The organism is Thermus tengchongensis (assembly GCF_021462405.1).
Classification (GTDB): Bacteria; Deinococcota; Deinococci; order Deinococcales; family Thermaceae; genus Thermus; species Thermus tengchongensis.
In genome coordinates this window covers 13,086-26,765 of sequence record NZ_JAKEDU010000009.1, presented here as the reverse complement: position 1 = coordinate 26,765, position 13,680 = coordinate 13,086, and the positions used below count along the sequence as shown (strand labels likewise).

16 protein-coding genes, 1 tRNA gene and 1 riboswitch are annotated in these 13,680 nt (G+C 68.1%); of the genes, 7 read left to right on the top strand and 10 right to left on the bottom strand.

All coding sequences use genetic code 11. The features are described 5' to 3' along the window. The first annotated feature begins 54 nt into the window (after positions 1-54). The 5 genes from L1087_RS10270 to L1087_RS10250 all read left to right on the top strand — a co-directional run bounded on the left by L1087_RS10270 (position 55) and on the right by L1087_RS10250 (position 4,449). On the top strand, positions 55-633 hold the full coding sequence (locus tag L1087_RS10270) for a fuculose-1-phosphate aldolase (RefSeq protein ID WP_135260385.1): 579 nt from the start codon (positions 55-57) through the stop codon (positions 631-633). Next, positions 630-869 (top strand): hypothetical protein, encoded by a 240-nt coding sequence (locus L1087_RS10265; protein ID WP_234554484.1) that lies wholly within the window; start codon positions 630-632, stop codon positions 867-869. The genes L1087_RS10270 and L1087_RS10265 overlap by 4 nt, the downstream gene beginning before the upstream one ends. After that, a complete protein-coding gene (locus tag L1087_RS10260) occupies positions 839-1,693 on the top strand; it encodes an alpha/beta fold hydrolase (protein WP_135260387.1) in 855 nt (284 codons plus the stop codon). Before L1087_RS10265 ends, L1087_RS10260 begins: the two co-directional genes overlap by 31 nt. A gap of 41 nt (positions 1,694-1,734) precedes the next feature. After that, a riboswitch (TPP riboswitch) is annotated at positions 1,735-1,828 on the top strand. 33 nt (positions 1,829-1,861) lie between these two features. Then, positions 1,862-2,896 carry a thiamine ABC transporter substrate-binding protein gene (locus L1087_RS10255; protein WP_234558800.1) on the top strand — a complete coding sequence of 345 codons (1,035 nt, stop codon included), beginning with the start codon at positions 1,862-1,864 and terminating at the stop codon, positions 2,894-2,896. Between the two features lie 71 nt (positions 2,897-2,967). After that, positions 2,968-4,449 carry an ABC transporter permease gene (locus tag L1087_RS10250; RefSeq protein ID WP_234558798.1) on the top strand — a complete coding sequence of 494 codons (1,482 nt, stop codon included), beginning with the start codon at positions 2,968-2,970 and terminating at the stop codon, positions 4,447-4,449. Positions 4,450-4,472: 23 nt separating this feature from the next. Here the strand turns inward: L1087_RS10250 and L1087_RS10245 are convergent, their stop codons facing one another. The 7 genes from L1087_RS10245 to L1087_RS10215 all read right to left on the bottom strand — a co-directional run bounded on the left by L1087_RS10245 (position 4,473) and on the right by L1087_RS10215 (position 8,952). Continuing rightward, entirely contained in the window at positions 4,473-5,267 is a 795-nt protein-coding gene (locus tag L1087_RS10245) for a DNA-formamidopyrimidine glycosylase (RefSeq protein ID WP_234558796.1), read from the bottom strand. Then, positions 5,260-5,571: a DCC1-like thiol-disulfide oxidoreductase family protein gene (locus L1087_RS10240; RefSeq protein ID WP_234554480.1), complete on the bottom strand. Its 312-nt coding sequence runs from the start codon at positions 5,569-5,571 to the stop codon at positions 5,260-5,262. The genes L1087_RS10245 and L1087_RS10240 overlap by 8 nt, the downstream gene beginning before the upstream one ends. Beyond that, positions 5,555-5,932 (bottom strand): acyl-CoA thioesterase, encoded by a 378-nt coding sequence (locus L1087_RS10235; protein WP_234558794.1) that lies wholly within the window; start codon positions 5,930-5,932, stop codon positions 5,555-5,557. The genes L1087_RS10240 and L1087_RS10235 overlap by 17 nt, the downstream gene beginning before the upstream one ends. Before the next feature lie 12 nt (positions 5,933-5,944). Further along, complete coding sequence (locus tag L1087_RS10230) at positions 5,945-6,184, bottom strand: 4a-hydroxytetrahydrobiopterin dehydratase (RefSeq protein ID WP_135260393.1); 240 nt, start codon at positions 6,182-6,184, stop codon at positions 5,945-5,947. A 51-nt stretch (positions 6,185-6,235) separates the two neighbouring features. After that, positions 6,236-6,312: transfer RNA gene (locus tag L1087_RS10225), tRNA-Met, on the bottom strand. A gap of 27 nt (positions 6,313-6,339) precedes the next feature. Next, entirely contained in the window at positions 6,340-7,698 is a 1,359-nt protein-coding gene (locus L1087_RS10220; protein WP_234558792.1) for an FAD-binding oxidoreductase, read from the bottom strand. A gap of 9 nt (positions 7,699-7,707) precedes the next feature. After that, positions 7,708-8,952 carry an MFS transporter gene (locus tag L1087_RS10215; protein WP_234558855.1) on the bottom strand — a complete coding sequence of 415 codons (1,245 nt, stop codon included), beginning with the start codon at positions 8,950-8,952 and terminating at the stop codon, positions 7,708-7,710. A gap of 58 nt (positions 8,953-9,010) precedes the next feature. On the opposite strand from L1087_RS10215, the gene L1087_RS10210 reads away from it, so the two are divergent. Beyond that, a complete protein-coding gene (locus L1087_RS10210; RefSeq protein WP_234558790.1) occupies positions 9,011-9,631 on the top strand; it encodes a helix-turn-helix domain-containing protein in 621 nt (206 codons plus the stop codon). A gap of 6 nt (positions 9,632-9,637) precedes the next feature. Here the strand turns inward: L1087_RS10210 and L1087_RS10205 are convergent, their stop codons facing one another. The 3 genes from L1087_RS10205 to L1087_RS10195 are packed head-to-tail and all read right to left on the bottom strand — an operon-like array spanning position 9,638 to position 11,333. Beyond that, positions 9,638-10,597 carry an aldo/keto reductase family protein gene (locus L1087_RS10205; protein WP_234558789.1) on the bottom strand — a complete coding sequence of 320 codons (960 nt, stop codon included), beginning with the start codon at positions 10,595-10,597 and terminating at the stop codon, positions 9,638-9,640. A 43-nt stretch (positions 10,598-10,640) separates the two neighbouring features. Beyond that, positions 10,641-10,850, bottom strand: a complete 210-nt coding sequence (locus tag L1087_RS10200; RefSeq protein WP_234554474.1) for a CDGSH iron-sulfur domain-containing protein — start codon at positions 10,848-10,850, stop codon at positions 10,641-10,643. 9 nt (positions 10,851-10,859) lie between these two features. After that, entirely contained in the window at positions 10,860-11,333 is a 474-nt protein-coding gene (locus tag L1087_RS10195; RefSeq protein WP_234558788.1) for an AbrB family transcriptional regulator, read from the bottom strand. Between the two features lie 26 nt (positions 11,334-11,359). Here L1087_RS10195 and L1087_RS10190 point away from each other — a divergent pair, with 26 nt between their 5' ends. Further along, positions 11,360-13,666, top strand: a complete 2,307-nt coding sequence (locus tag L1087_RS10190; protein WP_234558787.1) for a penicillin acylase family protein — start codon at positions 11,360-11,362, stop codon at positions 13,664-13,666. Positions 13,667-13,680 lie beyond the last annotated feature (14 nt).

The window sequence follows — 13,680 nt, the reverse complement described above, 5'->3', positions numbered from 1 at the left end:
GGTGGGGGCTCCTAAGCGTCGCCCCCAGAAGGGCTTTTGCACCATAATAGGCCCATGCTGGCGCGGATCTACACCGCCTTTCGCCAGGTGGGGGAGGACCTCTTCCACCAGCGCCTCATCTCCGCCACCGCGGGCAACTTTTCCGTGCGCACCAAGGAGGGCTTTCTCATCACCCGAAGCGGGGTGCAGAAGGCCCGCCTGACCCCCGAGGACCTGGTGGAGGTGCCCCTGGAGGGCCCCTTCCCTGAAGGGGCCAGCGTGGAGAGCGTGATCCACCGGGAGGTCTACCGGAAGACCCCGGCCCGGGCCATCGTCCACGCCCACCCCCGGGTAGCGGTGGCCCTTTCCCTGCACCTGGACCGGATCGTTCCCCTGGACCTCGAGGGCCAGTACTACCTAAAGGAGGTGCCGGTGCTCTCCCCAAGGACCGTTTCCGCCACGGAGGAGGCGGCCTTGGCTGTGGCTGAGGCCCTGAGGGAGCACCGGGTTTGCCTCCTAAGGGGCCACGGGGCCTTCGCCATCGGCCTCAAGGAGCGCCTAGAGGAGGCCCTCCTCGAGGCCTACAGCCTCCTCACCACCTTGGAGGAGAGTGCGGAGATCCTCTTTTACCACCGCCTTTGGGGGAAGGGATGAGGGTGCTTTTCGTGGAGGGGAAGGAGAAGGAGGTCCTTTTGCGCTTGGCCTGGGAACTTCCTCATCCCTTTTGGCTTCTTGAGGGGGAAGGGGTGTGGCTCCTGGAGGTGTTCGGCGCCGGGGAGGAGGCCATCGCCAAGGCCCAGGCCCTGCCCGGGGTTAAGGTTTGGGCCTTTACCCTTCAGGATGGGGTAGTCTATAGGGGATGCGGGAAGAAATCGGCTACATCCCCGTAGGGGAAGCGGAGCTCTACGTGGAGGACGTGGGGGACGAGCATGCCCCGGCCCTCCTGGTCCTCCACGGGGGGCCTGGGGGCAACGCCTACGCCCTCAGGGAGGGGCTTCAGGACTACCTGGAGGGCTTTCGGGTCATCTACTTCGACCAGCGGGGTTCGGGGCGGAGCCTGGAGCTTCCCCAGGACCCCAGGCTTTTTACCATAGATGCCCTGGTGGGGGATACCGTGGCCCTGGCCGAGGCCTTGGGACTGGATCAGTTTCATCTTCTGGCCCACGGCTTTGGGGCCCTGGTGGCCCTGGAGCTCCTCCGCCGCTACCCGGAGGCCCTGGGGGCGGTCCTCCTTTCCCCCTGGGTGAGCTTCCCCTGGCTTTCCGCAAGGCTTGCGGAGGCGGCGGGGCTGGAGCCCTTGGCCGACCCCGAGGCGAACCTGAGGGCGGCCTTGGAGAAGGCGGAGCCCAAGCTCCTCTTCGACCGCCTCATGTTTCCCACCCCCCATGGCCGCCTGGAGTACGAGTGGGTGGCGGAGGGCTCCGGCATCCTGGGGCCGGATACCCCTGCCTGGGGCTTCCTGCGCAACGGCCTTTGGCGGCTGGACTACACCCCCTACCTTTCCCCCAGCTCCAAGCAGGTGGCGGTGGTGGTGGGGGAGCAGGACGGCACCAGCTACCCCTACGCGGAGGAGGTGGCGGGGCGCCTCAAAGCCCCCATCCGGGTGATCCCTGGGGCTGGGCACTACCCCTGGATCGACCAACCGGAGGCTTTTGGCGAGGCCTTCCGCGAGAGCCTCGAGGGCCTGCTGGCTCCCTCTCCTTGGAGGGTGTGAAAGACCGCCCTTCCAGGGCCGGGAAGGGTGGGGTAAACTCAGGGCGTCACCGGGGGTGTCCCGTTAGGGGCTGAGAGATACCCTTGGAACCTGATCCGGGTAATGCCGGCGTAGGGAAGGTGACGGAAAGCCGAAGACTTTCCGAAACCCCGGTGGCAGGGGGTTTTTATGTTGCGACTGCTGGCGGCTTTGGTGTTCTTGGCCCTTGGTTGGGCCCAGGAGATCACGGTCCTCACCCACTCCAGCTTCTCCCTGGATAAGGGGCTCATCGCCCGGTTTGAGCGGGAAACCGGCCTGAAGCTCCGCTTCCTCAAGGGAGGGGACGCGGGGGAGACCCTGAACCGGGCCATCCTCACCAAGGGGGCTCCTATTGCCGACGTGATCTACGGCTTTGACAACACCTTCCTCTCCCGGGCCCTCGAGGCGGACATCCTCCTCCCCTACCGTAGCCCTGAGATCCAGAACCTGAAGGCCACCTTGCTCCTGGACCCCAGCTTTCGCGCCCTTCCCGTGGACTACGGCTGGGTGAGCCTGAACTACGACCGGGCCCACTTCAAGGACCGCTCTTTGCCCAAGGCGCCCGCCGACCTCGCCCGGCCCGAGTACGCCCGGCTCCTGGTGGTGCAAAACCCCGCCACCAGCTCCCCGGGCCTGGCCTTCCTCATGGCCACGGTGGCCCGCTTCGGGGAGGACGGGTACCTGGACTTCTGGGCCAAGCTCCGGGATGGGGGCGTGCGGGTGGCCAAGGGCTGGAGCGAGGCCTACTACACCCACTTCACCCTCTACAAGGGGGATCGGCCCCTGGTGGTCTCCTACACCACGAGCCCCGCCGCCGAGGTCTACTATTCCGAGGGCAAGTACCAGGAACCCCCCACGGGGAACCTCTTCCCCGAGCTGGCCTTCTTCCAGGTGGAGTTCGTGGGGATCCTGAAGGGGACCAAGAACCTGGAAGGAGCCAAGAAGGTGGTGGACTGGCTCCTCTCCAAGCCCGTGCAGGAGAACATCCCCACGGAGATGTGGATGTACCCGGCCCGCCGGGATGCCAAGCTCCCCGAGGTCTTCCGCTTCGCCCCCGAGCCCGTGGGGAGCGTGCGCTTGGACCCCAAGGTCATGGCCCAGAACCGGGAGCGCTGGATCGCGGAGTGGACCCAGGTGGTGCTCCAGGGGCAAAGCCCCGAGGCGGTGCGCCGGGGGCGGCGGTGATACCGCCCCACCTTGACCAAGCCAGGGTGGGGGCCCCGGCGAAGGGGCGTGGGGAAGGGGTGTAGGAGGGCGTGGCCAGGCTTGCAGGGCTCCTCGTTCTCTCCTTCTTAGGCCTGGCCCTCTTCTATCCCCTCTCCCGCATCCTGGCCCTGGGGGTGGGGGAGGGGTTTGCCAAGGCCCTGGCAAACCCCTATTACTGGGAACGCTACCTCTGGAGCCTGGAGTATGGGCTCCTTTCTGCCTTCTTCACCCTCTCCTTAGCCCTTCCCCTGGCCTTTCTCTTCCGCAGGCGCTTTCCCCTGCGGGAGGCCTTTTTGGCCCTTTCCACCTTGCCCTTTGTCCTCCCTACCCCCGTGGTGGCCCTGGGGTTCATGGCCCTTCTCGGACCCAGGGGGGTTTTGGGGGTGGACCTTTACGGCACCCGGGCGCTCCTTTTCCTGGCTGCGGTCTTCTATAACCTGGGGCTTGCCCTTCGCATCCTTCTGCCCGTGGCCGTGCGCCTGGAGGGCCCCATGCGGGCCGCGCGGGTCTTGGGGGCTACCCCCTTTCGCGCCTTCCTCCGGGTGGGGCTTCCCCTCCTCCTGCCGGCCTTGGCCTCGGCGGGGCTTCTGGTCTTCCTTTACGCTTTCTCTGCCTTCGGGGTGCCCCTCCTCCTGGGAGGGCCCAGGTACGCCACCCTCGAGGTGGAGGTCTACACCCTCCTGGCCTACCGCCTGGCCTTCCCCGAGGCCAGCGCCCTCATGCTCCTGGAGATCCTCACCCTGGGCCTGGCCGTCCTCCTGTACCTGCGGTTCCGCCCTTACCCTCTGCCTCCGGGGGAGCTCTTGCCCGCCTCCTGGGCCTGGACCGCGGGGCTTGCCATCTTTTTCCTCCTTCTCTTCGCCCCCCTAGGGGCCCTCTTCCTCCAGGCCGACCCCAGGGCCTTGGCCTCCGCCTGGGCCTCGGAGGACTTCACCCCCCTTTCCCTGGCCTTGGGGAACAGCCTCCGCTTTACCCTCCTGGCCCTCCTCCTGGCCCTGCCCCTGGGGGTGGCCTACGCGGTGGCCGCCCGGGGGAGCCGCCTTCTGGACCTTCTGGGCCTTTTCCCCCTCCTGGTGAGCCCGGTGGCGGTGGGCCTGGGCTACTTGCTGGCCTACCCCGCCTGGCGGGGCTCCTTGCCCCTGCTCCTCGCCGCCTACGCCCTCTTGGCCTACCCGCTTCTGGCCCGGGCCCTGCTTCCGGCCCTAAGGAGCCTTTCCCCAAACCTCCTTCAGGCTGCCCGGGTCCTGGGGGCCACCCCCCTTAGGGCCTTCTTGCGGGTGGAGATCCCCTTGGTCTTTCCCGCCCTGCAATCCGGGCTTGCCCTGGCCCTGGCCGTCATTCTGGGGGAGTTTGGGGCCACCCTGGTGCTCTGGCGCCCGGAGTGGACCACCCTGACCCTGGCCATCTACGAGCGCCTGGGGAGGCCGGGAGAGGCCCCCTTTAAGGAGGCCTTGGCCCTGGCCGCCCTGCTGGCTCTTCTTTCTGGCCTCCTCTTCTACCTCCTGGACCGGGGCCGGGGCCGGTGGGGCTAATGCGCCCCCCGCGGGGGGAGGGCTCAGGTCTGGCACCGGGGGCAGAAGTGGGTGCCCCTTCCTGCCACCACCGCCCGGGCCACGGGGGTGCCGCACCGGGGGCAGGGGAGGCCCTGGCGCCCGTAGACCGCATGGCGCGCTTGGAAGCTCCCTGGAAGGCCGTCGGGCTGCTGGTAGGTGCGGTCGGAAAGGGTGCTTCCCCCTAAGGCCACGGCCTCGCCCAAGACCTCCCTCAGGGCCTGAAAGAGCCTTTGGGCCTCCTCTGGGTTCACCTCCCTCCCCCGGCGGAAGGGGGAGAGGCGGGCCCTAAAGAGGGCCTCGTCGGCGTAGATGTTCCCCACCCCGGCGGCCAGGCGCTGGTCCAGGAGGAGGCCCTTGAGGGGCTTGGCGCTTCTCCTTAGGCCCTCCCAGAACTCCGGGAAGCGGAAGGCCTCGGAGAGGGGCTCGGGGCCCAGGCGGGAGAGGAGGGGGATTTCCCGGTAGTCCCCCCTCTCCACCACCCAGATGCGCCCAAAGCGCCGGGGGTCGTGGAAGAAGACCGCTCCTTGGTCCAGGCGGAAGGCCACCCGGGTGTGGGGGGTTGGCTCCAGGCGAAACCCCCCGGTCATGCCCAGGTGGACCACCATCTCCAGGCCTCCGGAGAGGGGGAAGAGGAGGAACTTGCCTCGGCGCAGGAGGCCTTCCACCCTCCTGCCCAGGGCCTTTTCCGTGTGGCGGTAGCGCCTTAGGTCCCCGTGGCGGATCTCCAGGAAGCGCCGCCCGAGGAGGAGGGCCTCGAGGCGCCGCCTTGTGGTCTCCACCTCGGGCAGCTCAGGCACGGGGCCTCCTCGCCGCCAGGGCCTGGTAGAGCTTTGGCCCCAGGCCGAAGGCTAGGCCCAGGAGGAGGAGGGGGTAGAGGGGCCAAAGGAGGGGTAGCCTCCGGGCCAGGGCCAGGAGGGCCCGGTAGCCCCGGTGGACCCTCTTTCCTTCCAGGACGTGGAGCTCCTTAAGGAGGGCTTCCCGGTCCAGGCCCTGGGCCTCCTGCAGGGGCTCCACCTGGAGGGTCCCCCGCAGGTCCAAGCCCTTCAGGGCCCGGCCCAAGGCCCGGCAGTAGGGGCAGGAAGCGTCAATCAGCACCCGCATGCTCGTCCACCGGTACGGGCTGGCCCCGCTCGTTCACCGCCACGTAGGTGAGTTCCCCCTTGGTGGCCAGGACCCGGCCGTTTTCCTGGCCGAAGCGCTCCTTGTAGACCTCCACCTCCACGGTCAAGGAGGTGCGCCCCACCCGTACCACCTTGGCCACCACCTCCAGGAGGTCCCCGGTGCGGATGGGCACCTTGAACTCCACGCTGCTCACCGCCACGGTGACCACGGGCTTCTTGGCCCTGCGGGCGGCGGCGTAGGAGCCCACCTTGTCCATGAGGCCCAGCACGAAGCCGCCGAAGGCGGCGCCCAGGGGGTTGGTGTGCTCGGGGAAGACGAGCTCTAAGGTGCGTGCCTCCATACCTCTCCCAGGCTACCCCAGGAGCAGGTCGGTGAGGCGGGCCATCTCCCGGTCCTTCTCGGTGATGCCCCCCTGGCTGTGGGTCCACCACTCCACCGTGACCCGCCCCCACTCCACGGTGAGGCGGGGGTGGTGGTTTTCCCTTTCGGCCAGCTCCCCCACCTTTTGGGCGAAGGCCAGGGCCTCCAGGAAGTTCTTGAAGCGGAAGGTCTTGACCAAGCGCTCGGGGTTCTGGTGCACCTCCCAGTCCATGCCCCAAGGGTAAGGCAAAGGCCCGGACCCTAAAGGGTCCGGGCTTCCTTTTGGTTGCGGGGGCGGGATTTGAACCCGCGACCTTCGGGTTATGAGCCCGACGAGCTACCAGGCTGCTCCACCCCGCGTCGCCATCCTTAACTATAGCGAAGGGCCTAGGGCGTGTCAAGCACCTTGCCCGGGTTCAGGAGGCCCTCGGGGTCCAAGAGGGCCTTTAGTTTTCGCATCCAATCCAAAGCAGGCCCATGCTCCAGGGGGAGGTACTTCTTCTTCCTGAGGCCCACCCCGTGTTCGGCGGTGCAGGTGCCGCCAAGCTCTAGGGCGCGGCGCACTAGGGCCTCGGCGTAGGCCTCCGCCTTGGGGTAGTCCTCGGGCAAAACGGGGACCAGGGTGTGGAAGTTCCCGTCCCCCACGTGGCCCAGGATGTTGCCGGTGAGGCCCATTTCCCGAAGAAGCCCTTGGGCGTAGCGGACCATCTCCGGCAGGCGGGAAAGGGGCACGGCCACGTCGGTGATGGCGAAGCGGTGGCCGGGAAAGAGGTGGACCAGGGCCCAGTAGGCCTGGTGGCGGGCCTCCCACTGCCTTTTGCGCTCCTCCTCGGTCTTGGCGGCCTCCACCGCCAAAGCCCCTGCCTCCTTGACCATCTCCAGGGCTAGGGTGCTTTCCGCCTCGAGGGCCTCCTTTGTGGAGGAGTGGAACTCCAGGAAAAGGGCGGGGCGCTCGGGGAAGCCCGCCCCTAGGTAGCGGTTCAGGGCCCTCAAGGCGAGCTCGTCCAAAAGCTCCAGCCGGGCCACGGGAAGCCCGCTGGCCATCACCTGGTAGCTGGCCAAAGCCGCCTCCTCCACCCCGGGGAAGAAGACCCTTAGGGTGTGCACGTGCTCCGGCAAGGGGTGGAGGCGCAGGGTGAGGCGGGTGATGACCCCCAAGGTCCCCTCCGAGCCGATGAAGAGGTCTTTGAGGTCGTAGCCGGCGCTGGTCTTGCGCACCCCTCGCCCGAGCTCCAGCACCTCCCCGCTGGCCAGGACCACCTGGAGGGCGAGGACGTTTGGCCGCATCCCCCCGTAGCGCACCGTGGTGGTGCCGCTGGCGTTGGTGGCGGCCATGCCGCCTAGGGTAGCGTCCGCCCCGGGGTCCACGGGGAAGAAGAGGCCCGTGCCCTTCAGGGCCTCGTTTAGGGCCTTGCGGGTGAGGCCGGGCTCCACCACGCAAAGGAAGTCCTCGGGCCGGACCTCGAGGAGGCGGTTCATGCGGGCGAAGTCCAGGCTGATGGCCTCCCCCAAGGGCAGGAGGTGGCCCTCCAGGCTGGTCCCCGCCCCGAAGGGGATGACCGCCACCTTCTGCTCCCGGGCCCAAAGGAGGGCCTTTTGCACGTCCTCCACGCCCTCCGGGTAGACCACGGCCAGCACCTCTCCCTCTTCGGGGTAGCCCTCGTCCCGCCCGTGGCGGCGGCGCTCGGAGGGGGAGGTATCCACCTTTCCAGGGAGGAGGCGCTTTAGGGCTTCCAGCTTCCCCATGCTAGAAGTTTAGTCCGGCTTGGCGTCGGGGAGAAGGCGTTCCGCCTCCCGGACCTGGGGAAGGAGGTAGCCGGAAAGCCCCAGGGCCACCCCCAGGCCGCCGAAGAGGAGGAGCATGAGGGCGATCCCCTCCCCTTGGCCGTAGCGGGGGCCGAAGACCCGATCCGCCAGGGGCCCCGAGAGGAGCATGGCCAGGGGGTTGGCGAACCAGGCGATCATGCGCCTGGCGGCGAAGACCTTCCCCTGGACCTCGAGGGGCACCTTGGCCTGCCAGATGGCCTGGTTGGAGCCGTTGAGCACGGGTATGAAGAGACTTTCCAAAAAGGCCAGAACGGCCCAGGCCTGGGGGCTGTCCGCAAGCCCCATCAGGGCCAGGGCCAGGCTGGAAAGGGCCATGCCCCAAAAGACCCCGTGCACCCGCTTCCTGGGGCCGCCCCAGAGGGAGAGGAGAAGCCCTCCCGCCACCCCGCCCAGGCCCGAGGCCGAGCGCACCAGGGCCAAAGCGGCCTCGGAGAGGGCGGTCTTGGCCAGGACCATGGCGGGGAGGACGGTGGCCGCCAGGGTGGTGAGGAAGTTCACCCCGAAGAACATGAGCTGAAGGCCCAGGAGGGGCGGCCTTTCCAGGATGAAGCGGAAGCCATAAAGGGCCTCCTCCAGGAGGGAGGCCCGCTTTCCTGCCTGCGGCCTGGGATTGGGGATTGGCACCAGGAGGAGGGTGAGGACCGCGGCGCCCGCCCCCAGGAGGTCCAGGGCGAAGACCCCTCCTAGACCCAAAGGCTTCAGAAGGGCAGCGGCCAGGATGGGGGCCCCCACCCCCGCCAGGGACTCCGCCAGGCTCATCATGCCGCTGGCCCGGGCGTAGTCCTTCTTCTCCAGCATGGCGGAAAGGGCGGCGGAGAGGGCAGGCCAGTGGAGGCTGGAAAGGGCCCCGGTAACGGCGGAGACCAGGTAGAGGTGGCCCACCTCCAGCCGCCCCAGGAGGAGCATGAGGAGGAGGAAGCCCGTGGCCAGCCCCCCGCCTAGGTCCGCGGCCAGCATGGCCCACCGCCTGGGGTAGCGGTCCACCAGGGCCCCCGCCAAGGGGGAGAGGAGGATGAGGGGCAGGAAGTGGAAGAAGCCCAGGAGGGAGAGGGTGGTGGCCAAGCCCGTCTTCTGGTAGGCGTAGAGGGTGAGGGCGAACCAGGTCATCTCCCGGCCCACCAGGGCCAGGGCCTGGCCCACCCAAAGGAGGCGGAAGGCGGCAAAGCCCTGCACGGCGCCCACTTTCCCTTCCCCGCTACTCCAGGCGCAAGCCGGCCTTTAGAGTAGAGCCATGCCCTTTCGCGTGGACAACCCCCTGGCGGCCCGCCTCTTGGCGGACCCGGAGATGGCCGTGGCCCTGAAGCCCTTCATGGCAGGCCCCGCCAGCGTGAAGGACCTGGCCTTAGCCCAAGGCCTTTCCCTGCAGCGGGCCCACTACCGGGTGGGCCTCTTGGTGCGGGCGGGCCTTTTGCGCCCTGCCGGGATCCGGCCCAGGCGGGGGCGGCCCGTGCGCCTTTACCAGGCGGTGGACACCGACTTCCGCATCCCGCGGGAGCTGGTGCCGGAGGGGGTCTTGCGGGCCCTCGAGGGGGCCAGAAGCTGGCAGGAGGAATGGGCGAGGGCCCTGGAGGCCCACGACCCCGGTTACGGGGCCGTCCTCCGGGTCTTCCTGAACGCAGAGGGCCTTTTGGAGTTTGGCGGGGAGGCGGAACCCGACCTCTTGGCGGAGGACTTCCCTCCCTTGGTCAACCTTTGGAGCGCCGGGCTCCACTTGCGCCGGGAAGAAGCCAAGGCCCTGCAGCGGGAGCTCTTGGCCCTGTACCACCGCTACGCGGCCTTGTCCCCGGCGAGGAAGGGGGAGGGCCAGGCCCGGTACCTGGTCCACCTGGGCTTGGCCCCAGCGCCCCAATAGGTTCCCTTACGCCTCCCCCTTCAGGATGGCCTCGATGCGCTCCAGGGCCTCCTGGGGCAGGTCCACCCCCGCCGCTCCCAGGCTCTCCCGGATCTGCTCTGGGCGGGTCGCCCCGGTGATGGCGCTAGAGATCCCGGGAAGCCTCAGCACCCAGGCCAGGGCCAGCTGGGCCCGGGTGAGGCCCAGCTCGTCCGCCACCGCCTTGAGCCTCAGCACCTTCTTCCGGTTTTCCTCTGTGAGGAAGCGCTCGGCGAACTGGGGGTAGCGGGCGAAGCGGCTGTCCTCGGGGATTCCCTGGTCGTACCGCCCGGTGAGCATTCCCATGGCCAAGGGGCTCCAGACCACCAGGCCCAGGCCGAAGCGCTCGGCCTCGGGGAGGATCTCGTTTTCCACCCGCTCCCGGTAGAGCATGGAGTACTGGGGTTGCTCCACCACCGGGGGGTGGAGGCCGTTTTCCCTGGCGAAGGTCACCGCCTCGGCGATGCGGGCGGCGGGCCACTCCGAGGTACCCCAGTAGAGGGCGTAGCCCTTCTCCACGATGGTGTGCATGGCGTAGACGATCTCCTCCATGGGCACCTCGGGGTCGTAGCGGTGGGCGAAGAAGAGGTCCACGTAGTCGGTCTTTAGCCGCTTCAGGCTTTGGGTGATGCTCTCCAGGAGGTGTTTCCGGCTTAGTCCCCGGTCGTTGGGGTCCTCCGACATGGGCCAGTAGGCCTTGGTGGAGAGGACCAGGGTGTGCCGGGGGAACTCCTTGAGCACCTCCCCCATGACCTCCTCGGCCAGGCCCTTGGCGTAGACGTCGGCGTTGTCGAAGAAGTTGACCCCGCCCTCGTAGGCGATCTTTACGATCTCCCGGACGGTTTCCTTGTCCTTCACCACATCCCCGAAGGTGACCCAGGCCCCCAAGGAGATCTCCGAGACCTTAAGCCCCCATTTGCCCAGTTTCCGGTAGCGCATCTCGCCCATGGCTACCGGAGTTTACCCCCTTGGCCTCAAGTTGACCAGCGGGTCAGTCTCCTTCCACCTCCAAGACCCCTCCCGGAGCCTGGAAGCCGATGCGCTTGTGGGTGCCGTCGCAGAAGGGCTTGTTGCCCGAGGCCCCGCAACGGCAGAGGAAGACCCGGGGTTTCTCCAAGACTTCCTCCTTGTCCCCCACCCGCAACGTGAAGCGCTCCCCCTCCACCCGAATGGGTCCGTTTTCCAAGAACTCCAGCCGCATGCCCCCATACTACCGAAGAAGCCGGGCCAAAAGGGGCACCAGCAGGAAGAGGAGGAAAACCCGCAGCGTGTGGAACACCCCCACCAGGGCTGCGCTTCCCCCCTCCGCCTGGCTCAGGGGGCCCATGCCGGTAATCCCCCCTGGGGCGAGGGCAAAGAGGAGGGCCTTGGGTTCCTGCCCCAGGGCCCGGGCGAAGAGGAGGGCTAAGGCCACCGCCAAAAGCAAGAAGGCTAAGGCGGCCAGGACGGCGTAGGGCAGGAGGCGGGGGGAGAGAAGCTCCCGCCGGAAGGAAAGCCCCACCAGTACCCCGGCCAGGAGCTGGACCAGGAGGTCCAGGCCCCGGGGGGTGGGGGCGGGGGGCAGGAGGAGCTGGTGGAGGCCCGTGCCCAGCATGGCCCCCACCACCACTCCCCCGGGCAGGCCCAGGCGCTGGAAGAAAAGGCCCAGCAGAAGGCCGCTTAGGGCGGCGCGCAGCAGTTCCATGGCCCCATGGTATACTCCGTCCAACCATGAAACGCCTTCTGCGGCTTCTGGCTTGGCTTCTTGGCCTGGTGCTCGGGGTGGTCTTGCTGGCGGCGTTGGGGGTCTACCTCACCCTGCGGGCCTCCTTGCCCCAGGTGGAGGGGCGTATTGCCCTGAAGGGCCTTTCCACCCCGGTGGAGGTGGTGCGGGACAGGTGGGGGGTGGTGCGGGTGCGGGCGGCGAGCCTCGAGGACCTCTTCTTCGCCCAGGGCTTCGTCCACGCCCAGGAAAGGCTCTGGCAGATGGAGTTCCAGCGCCGGGTGGGGCAGGGAAGGCTTGCCGAGGTGTTGGGGGAGGCGGTGCTGCCGCAAGACCGTTTCCTGCGCACCTGGGGCTTCTACCGGGCGGCGGAAAGCGCCTACGAGCGCCTCTACCCCGAGGAGAAGCGGGCGGTGGACGCCTACGTGGCCGGGGTGAACGCCTTCTTGGAAAGCGGGGCCCCCTTACCCCCCGAGTTCCGCCTCCTTTCCTTCCGCCCCGAGCCCTGGACGGGTCCGGACGTCCTGGTCTGGGCCAAGATGATGAGCTTTGACCTCTCCATGAACTGGGAGGAGGAGCTTCTGCGCCACCGCCTCCTGGCCCGGGGGATGAGCCCAGAAAGGCTTCTGGAGCTCCTGCCGCCTTACCCGGAGGACGCCCCCACCATCCTGCAGGCGGAGGACTTGGGGCTTCCCCTAAAGCGGGAGGAAGCCCCGGCGGCCCTCCTCCGACTGGCCCCGCCCCGCTTCCTGGAGGCCAGCAACAACTGGGTGGTTTCGGGAAGCCGCACCGCTACCGGCAAGCCCTTCCTGGCGAACGACCCCCACCTGGGCTTGCAGGCCCCAAGCCTCTGGTTCCTGATGGCCCTCGAGGCCCCCGGGTACCGGGTCATCGGGGCCACCCTGCCTGGGGTGCCTGGCATCGTCATCGGCCGGAACGAGCGCATCGCCTGGGGGGTGACCAACGTGGGGGCGGACGTGCAGGACCTCTACCTCCTCGAGGACGTGGAGGGTAAGGGGTACCGCTACAAGGGCCAGGTGGTGCCCTACCGGGTGCGGGAGGAGAGGATCCAGGTGCGGGGGGGGAAGGAGGTGGTCCTCCGGGTGCGGGAAACCCACTACGGGCCCGTCATCACCGACGCCCTGCAAGACCCCCCCAAGACCCCCATGGCCCTCCGCTGGGTGAGCCTGGACGAGGAGGACCATATCCTCATGGCCTTTTTGGGGGTGAACCGGGCGCGCAACTGGCAGGAGTTCACCGAAGCCCTGCGGCACTACTCCGCCCCCAGCCAGAACTTCGTCTACGCGGATGTGGACGGCAACATTGGCTACATCGCCCCTGGAAAGTTTCCCATCCGCAGGGAGGGACACACGGGCATGGTGCCCGTGCCCGGGAACGGGGCTTGGGACTGGCAGGGCTACCGCAAGCCCGAGGAGTGGCCCAAGGTGCTGAACCCCAAGGAGGGTTTCGTGGTCACCGCCAACCACAAGGTGACCCCCAAGGGCTTCCCCTACGCCCTCACCTACGACTGGGCCGAGCCTTACCGGGCGGAGCGCATCCGGGAAATGCTCTTGGCCAAGGAGAAGCTCTCCTTGGAGGACATGAAGGCCATCCAGATGGATCAGAAGAGCCTCCTCTTCCGGGATTTCCGCCCGGTCCTGGAGCTTATTAATCCCCTTTCCGAGCGGAGCCGGACCTGGCGGGAGCGGCTCCTTGCCTGGGACGGGGTGGCGGATCGGGCCTCGGAGGAGGCCTTGGTCTTCGCCCTCTGGTACACCGAGCTCACCCGGCTTCCGGAAAAGGAGGTGGGCGAGGCCTACTGGGACGAGCCCCGCTACCTCCTGAAGGCCCTGCGGGAAGGCGACCCAAATTGCGACCAGCCCGGGACCGAGTACCGGGAGACCTGCCTGGACTTTGCTGCTTTGGCCCTGGAAAGAGCCCTGGACCGGAAGGAGGCCCTAAGGGCCCGTTCCTGGGGTGAGGTGCACCGGGCCACCTTCCCCCATGCGGTCCTCACCCATACCCCCTTGAAGCGGTTTACGGACCGGAGGGTACCCTTTGGCGGGGACCGGTACACGGTGAACGTGGGTCCCTTCGTGCCCGAAAGCCTCCAGATGACCCACGGGCCCAGCTACCGCCAGATCGTGGACCTATCCGACCCAGAGGCTTCCCTCTTCATCCACCCCATGGGCCAGTCGGGGCACTTCCTCTCCCCCCACTACGCCGACCTCCTGCCCCTATGGCAGCGGGGGGCGTACCTGCCCATGCGCTTTGCGGAAGGGGGCAAAACCCTCCTTCTGGAGCCCGGCCGCTAAAGGCCCCGTCATGG

What these genes read in the sequence shown, in the direction of transcription:
- L1087_RS10270 (WP_135260385.1), top strand. Translation starts at nt 55, where the DNA reads ATGCTGGCGCGGATCTACACCGCCTTTCGCCAGGTGGGGGAGGACCTC.
- L1087_RS10265 (WP_234554484.1), top strand. Translation starts at nt 630, where the DNA reads ATGAGGGTGCTTTTCGTGGAGGGGAAGGAGAAGGAGGTCCTTTTGCGC.
- L1087_RS10260 (WP_135260387.1), top strand. Translation starts at nt 839, where the DNA reads ATGCGGGAAGAAATCGGCTACATCCCCGTAGGGGAAGCGGAGCTCTAC.
- L1087_RS10255 (WP_234558800.1), top strand. Translation starts at nt 1,862, where the DNA reads ATGTTGCGACTGCTGGCGGCTTTGGTGTTCTTGGCCCTTGGTTGGGCC.
- L1087_RS10240 (WP_234554480.1), bottom strand. Translation starts at nt 5,571, where the DNA reads ATGCGGGTGCTGATTGACGCTTCCTGCCCCTACTGCCGGGCCTTGGGC.
- L1087_RS10235 (WP_234558794.1), bottom strand. Translation starts at nt 5,932, where the DNA reads ATGGAGGCACGCACCTTAGAGCTCGTCTTCCCCGAGCACACCAACCCC.
- L1087_RS10230 (WP_135260393.1), bottom strand. Translation starts at nt 6,184, where the DNA reads ATGGACTGGGAGGTGCACCAGAACCCCGAGCGCTTGGTCAAGACCTTC.
- L1087_RS10220 (WP_234558792.1), bottom strand. Translation starts at nt 7,698, where the DNA reads ATGGGGAAGCTGGAAGCCCTAAAGCGCCTCCTCCCTGGAAAGGTGGAT.
- L1087_RS10210 (WP_234558790.1), top strand. Translation starts at nt 9,011, where the DNA reads ATGCCCTTTCGCGTGGACAACCCCCTGGCGGCCCGCCTCTTGGCGGAC.
- L1087_RS10205 (WP_234558789.1), bottom strand. Translation starts at nt 10,597, where the DNA reads ATGGGCGAGATGCGCTACCGGAAACTGGGCAAATGGGGGCTTAAGGTC.
- L1087_RS10200 (WP_234554474.1), bottom strand. Translation starts at nt 10,850, where the DNA reads ATGCGGCTGGAGTTCTTGGAAAACGGACCCATTCGGGTGGAGGGGGAG.
- L1087_RS10195 (WP_234558788.1), bottom strand. Translation starts at nt 11,333, where the DNA reads ATGGAACTGCTGCGCGCCGCCCTAAGCGGCCTTCTGCTGGGCCTTTTC.
- L1087_RS10190 (WP_234558787.1), top strand. Translation starts at nt 11,360, where the DNA reads ATGAAACGCCTTCTGCGGCTTCTGGCTTGGCTTCTTGGCCTGGTGCTC.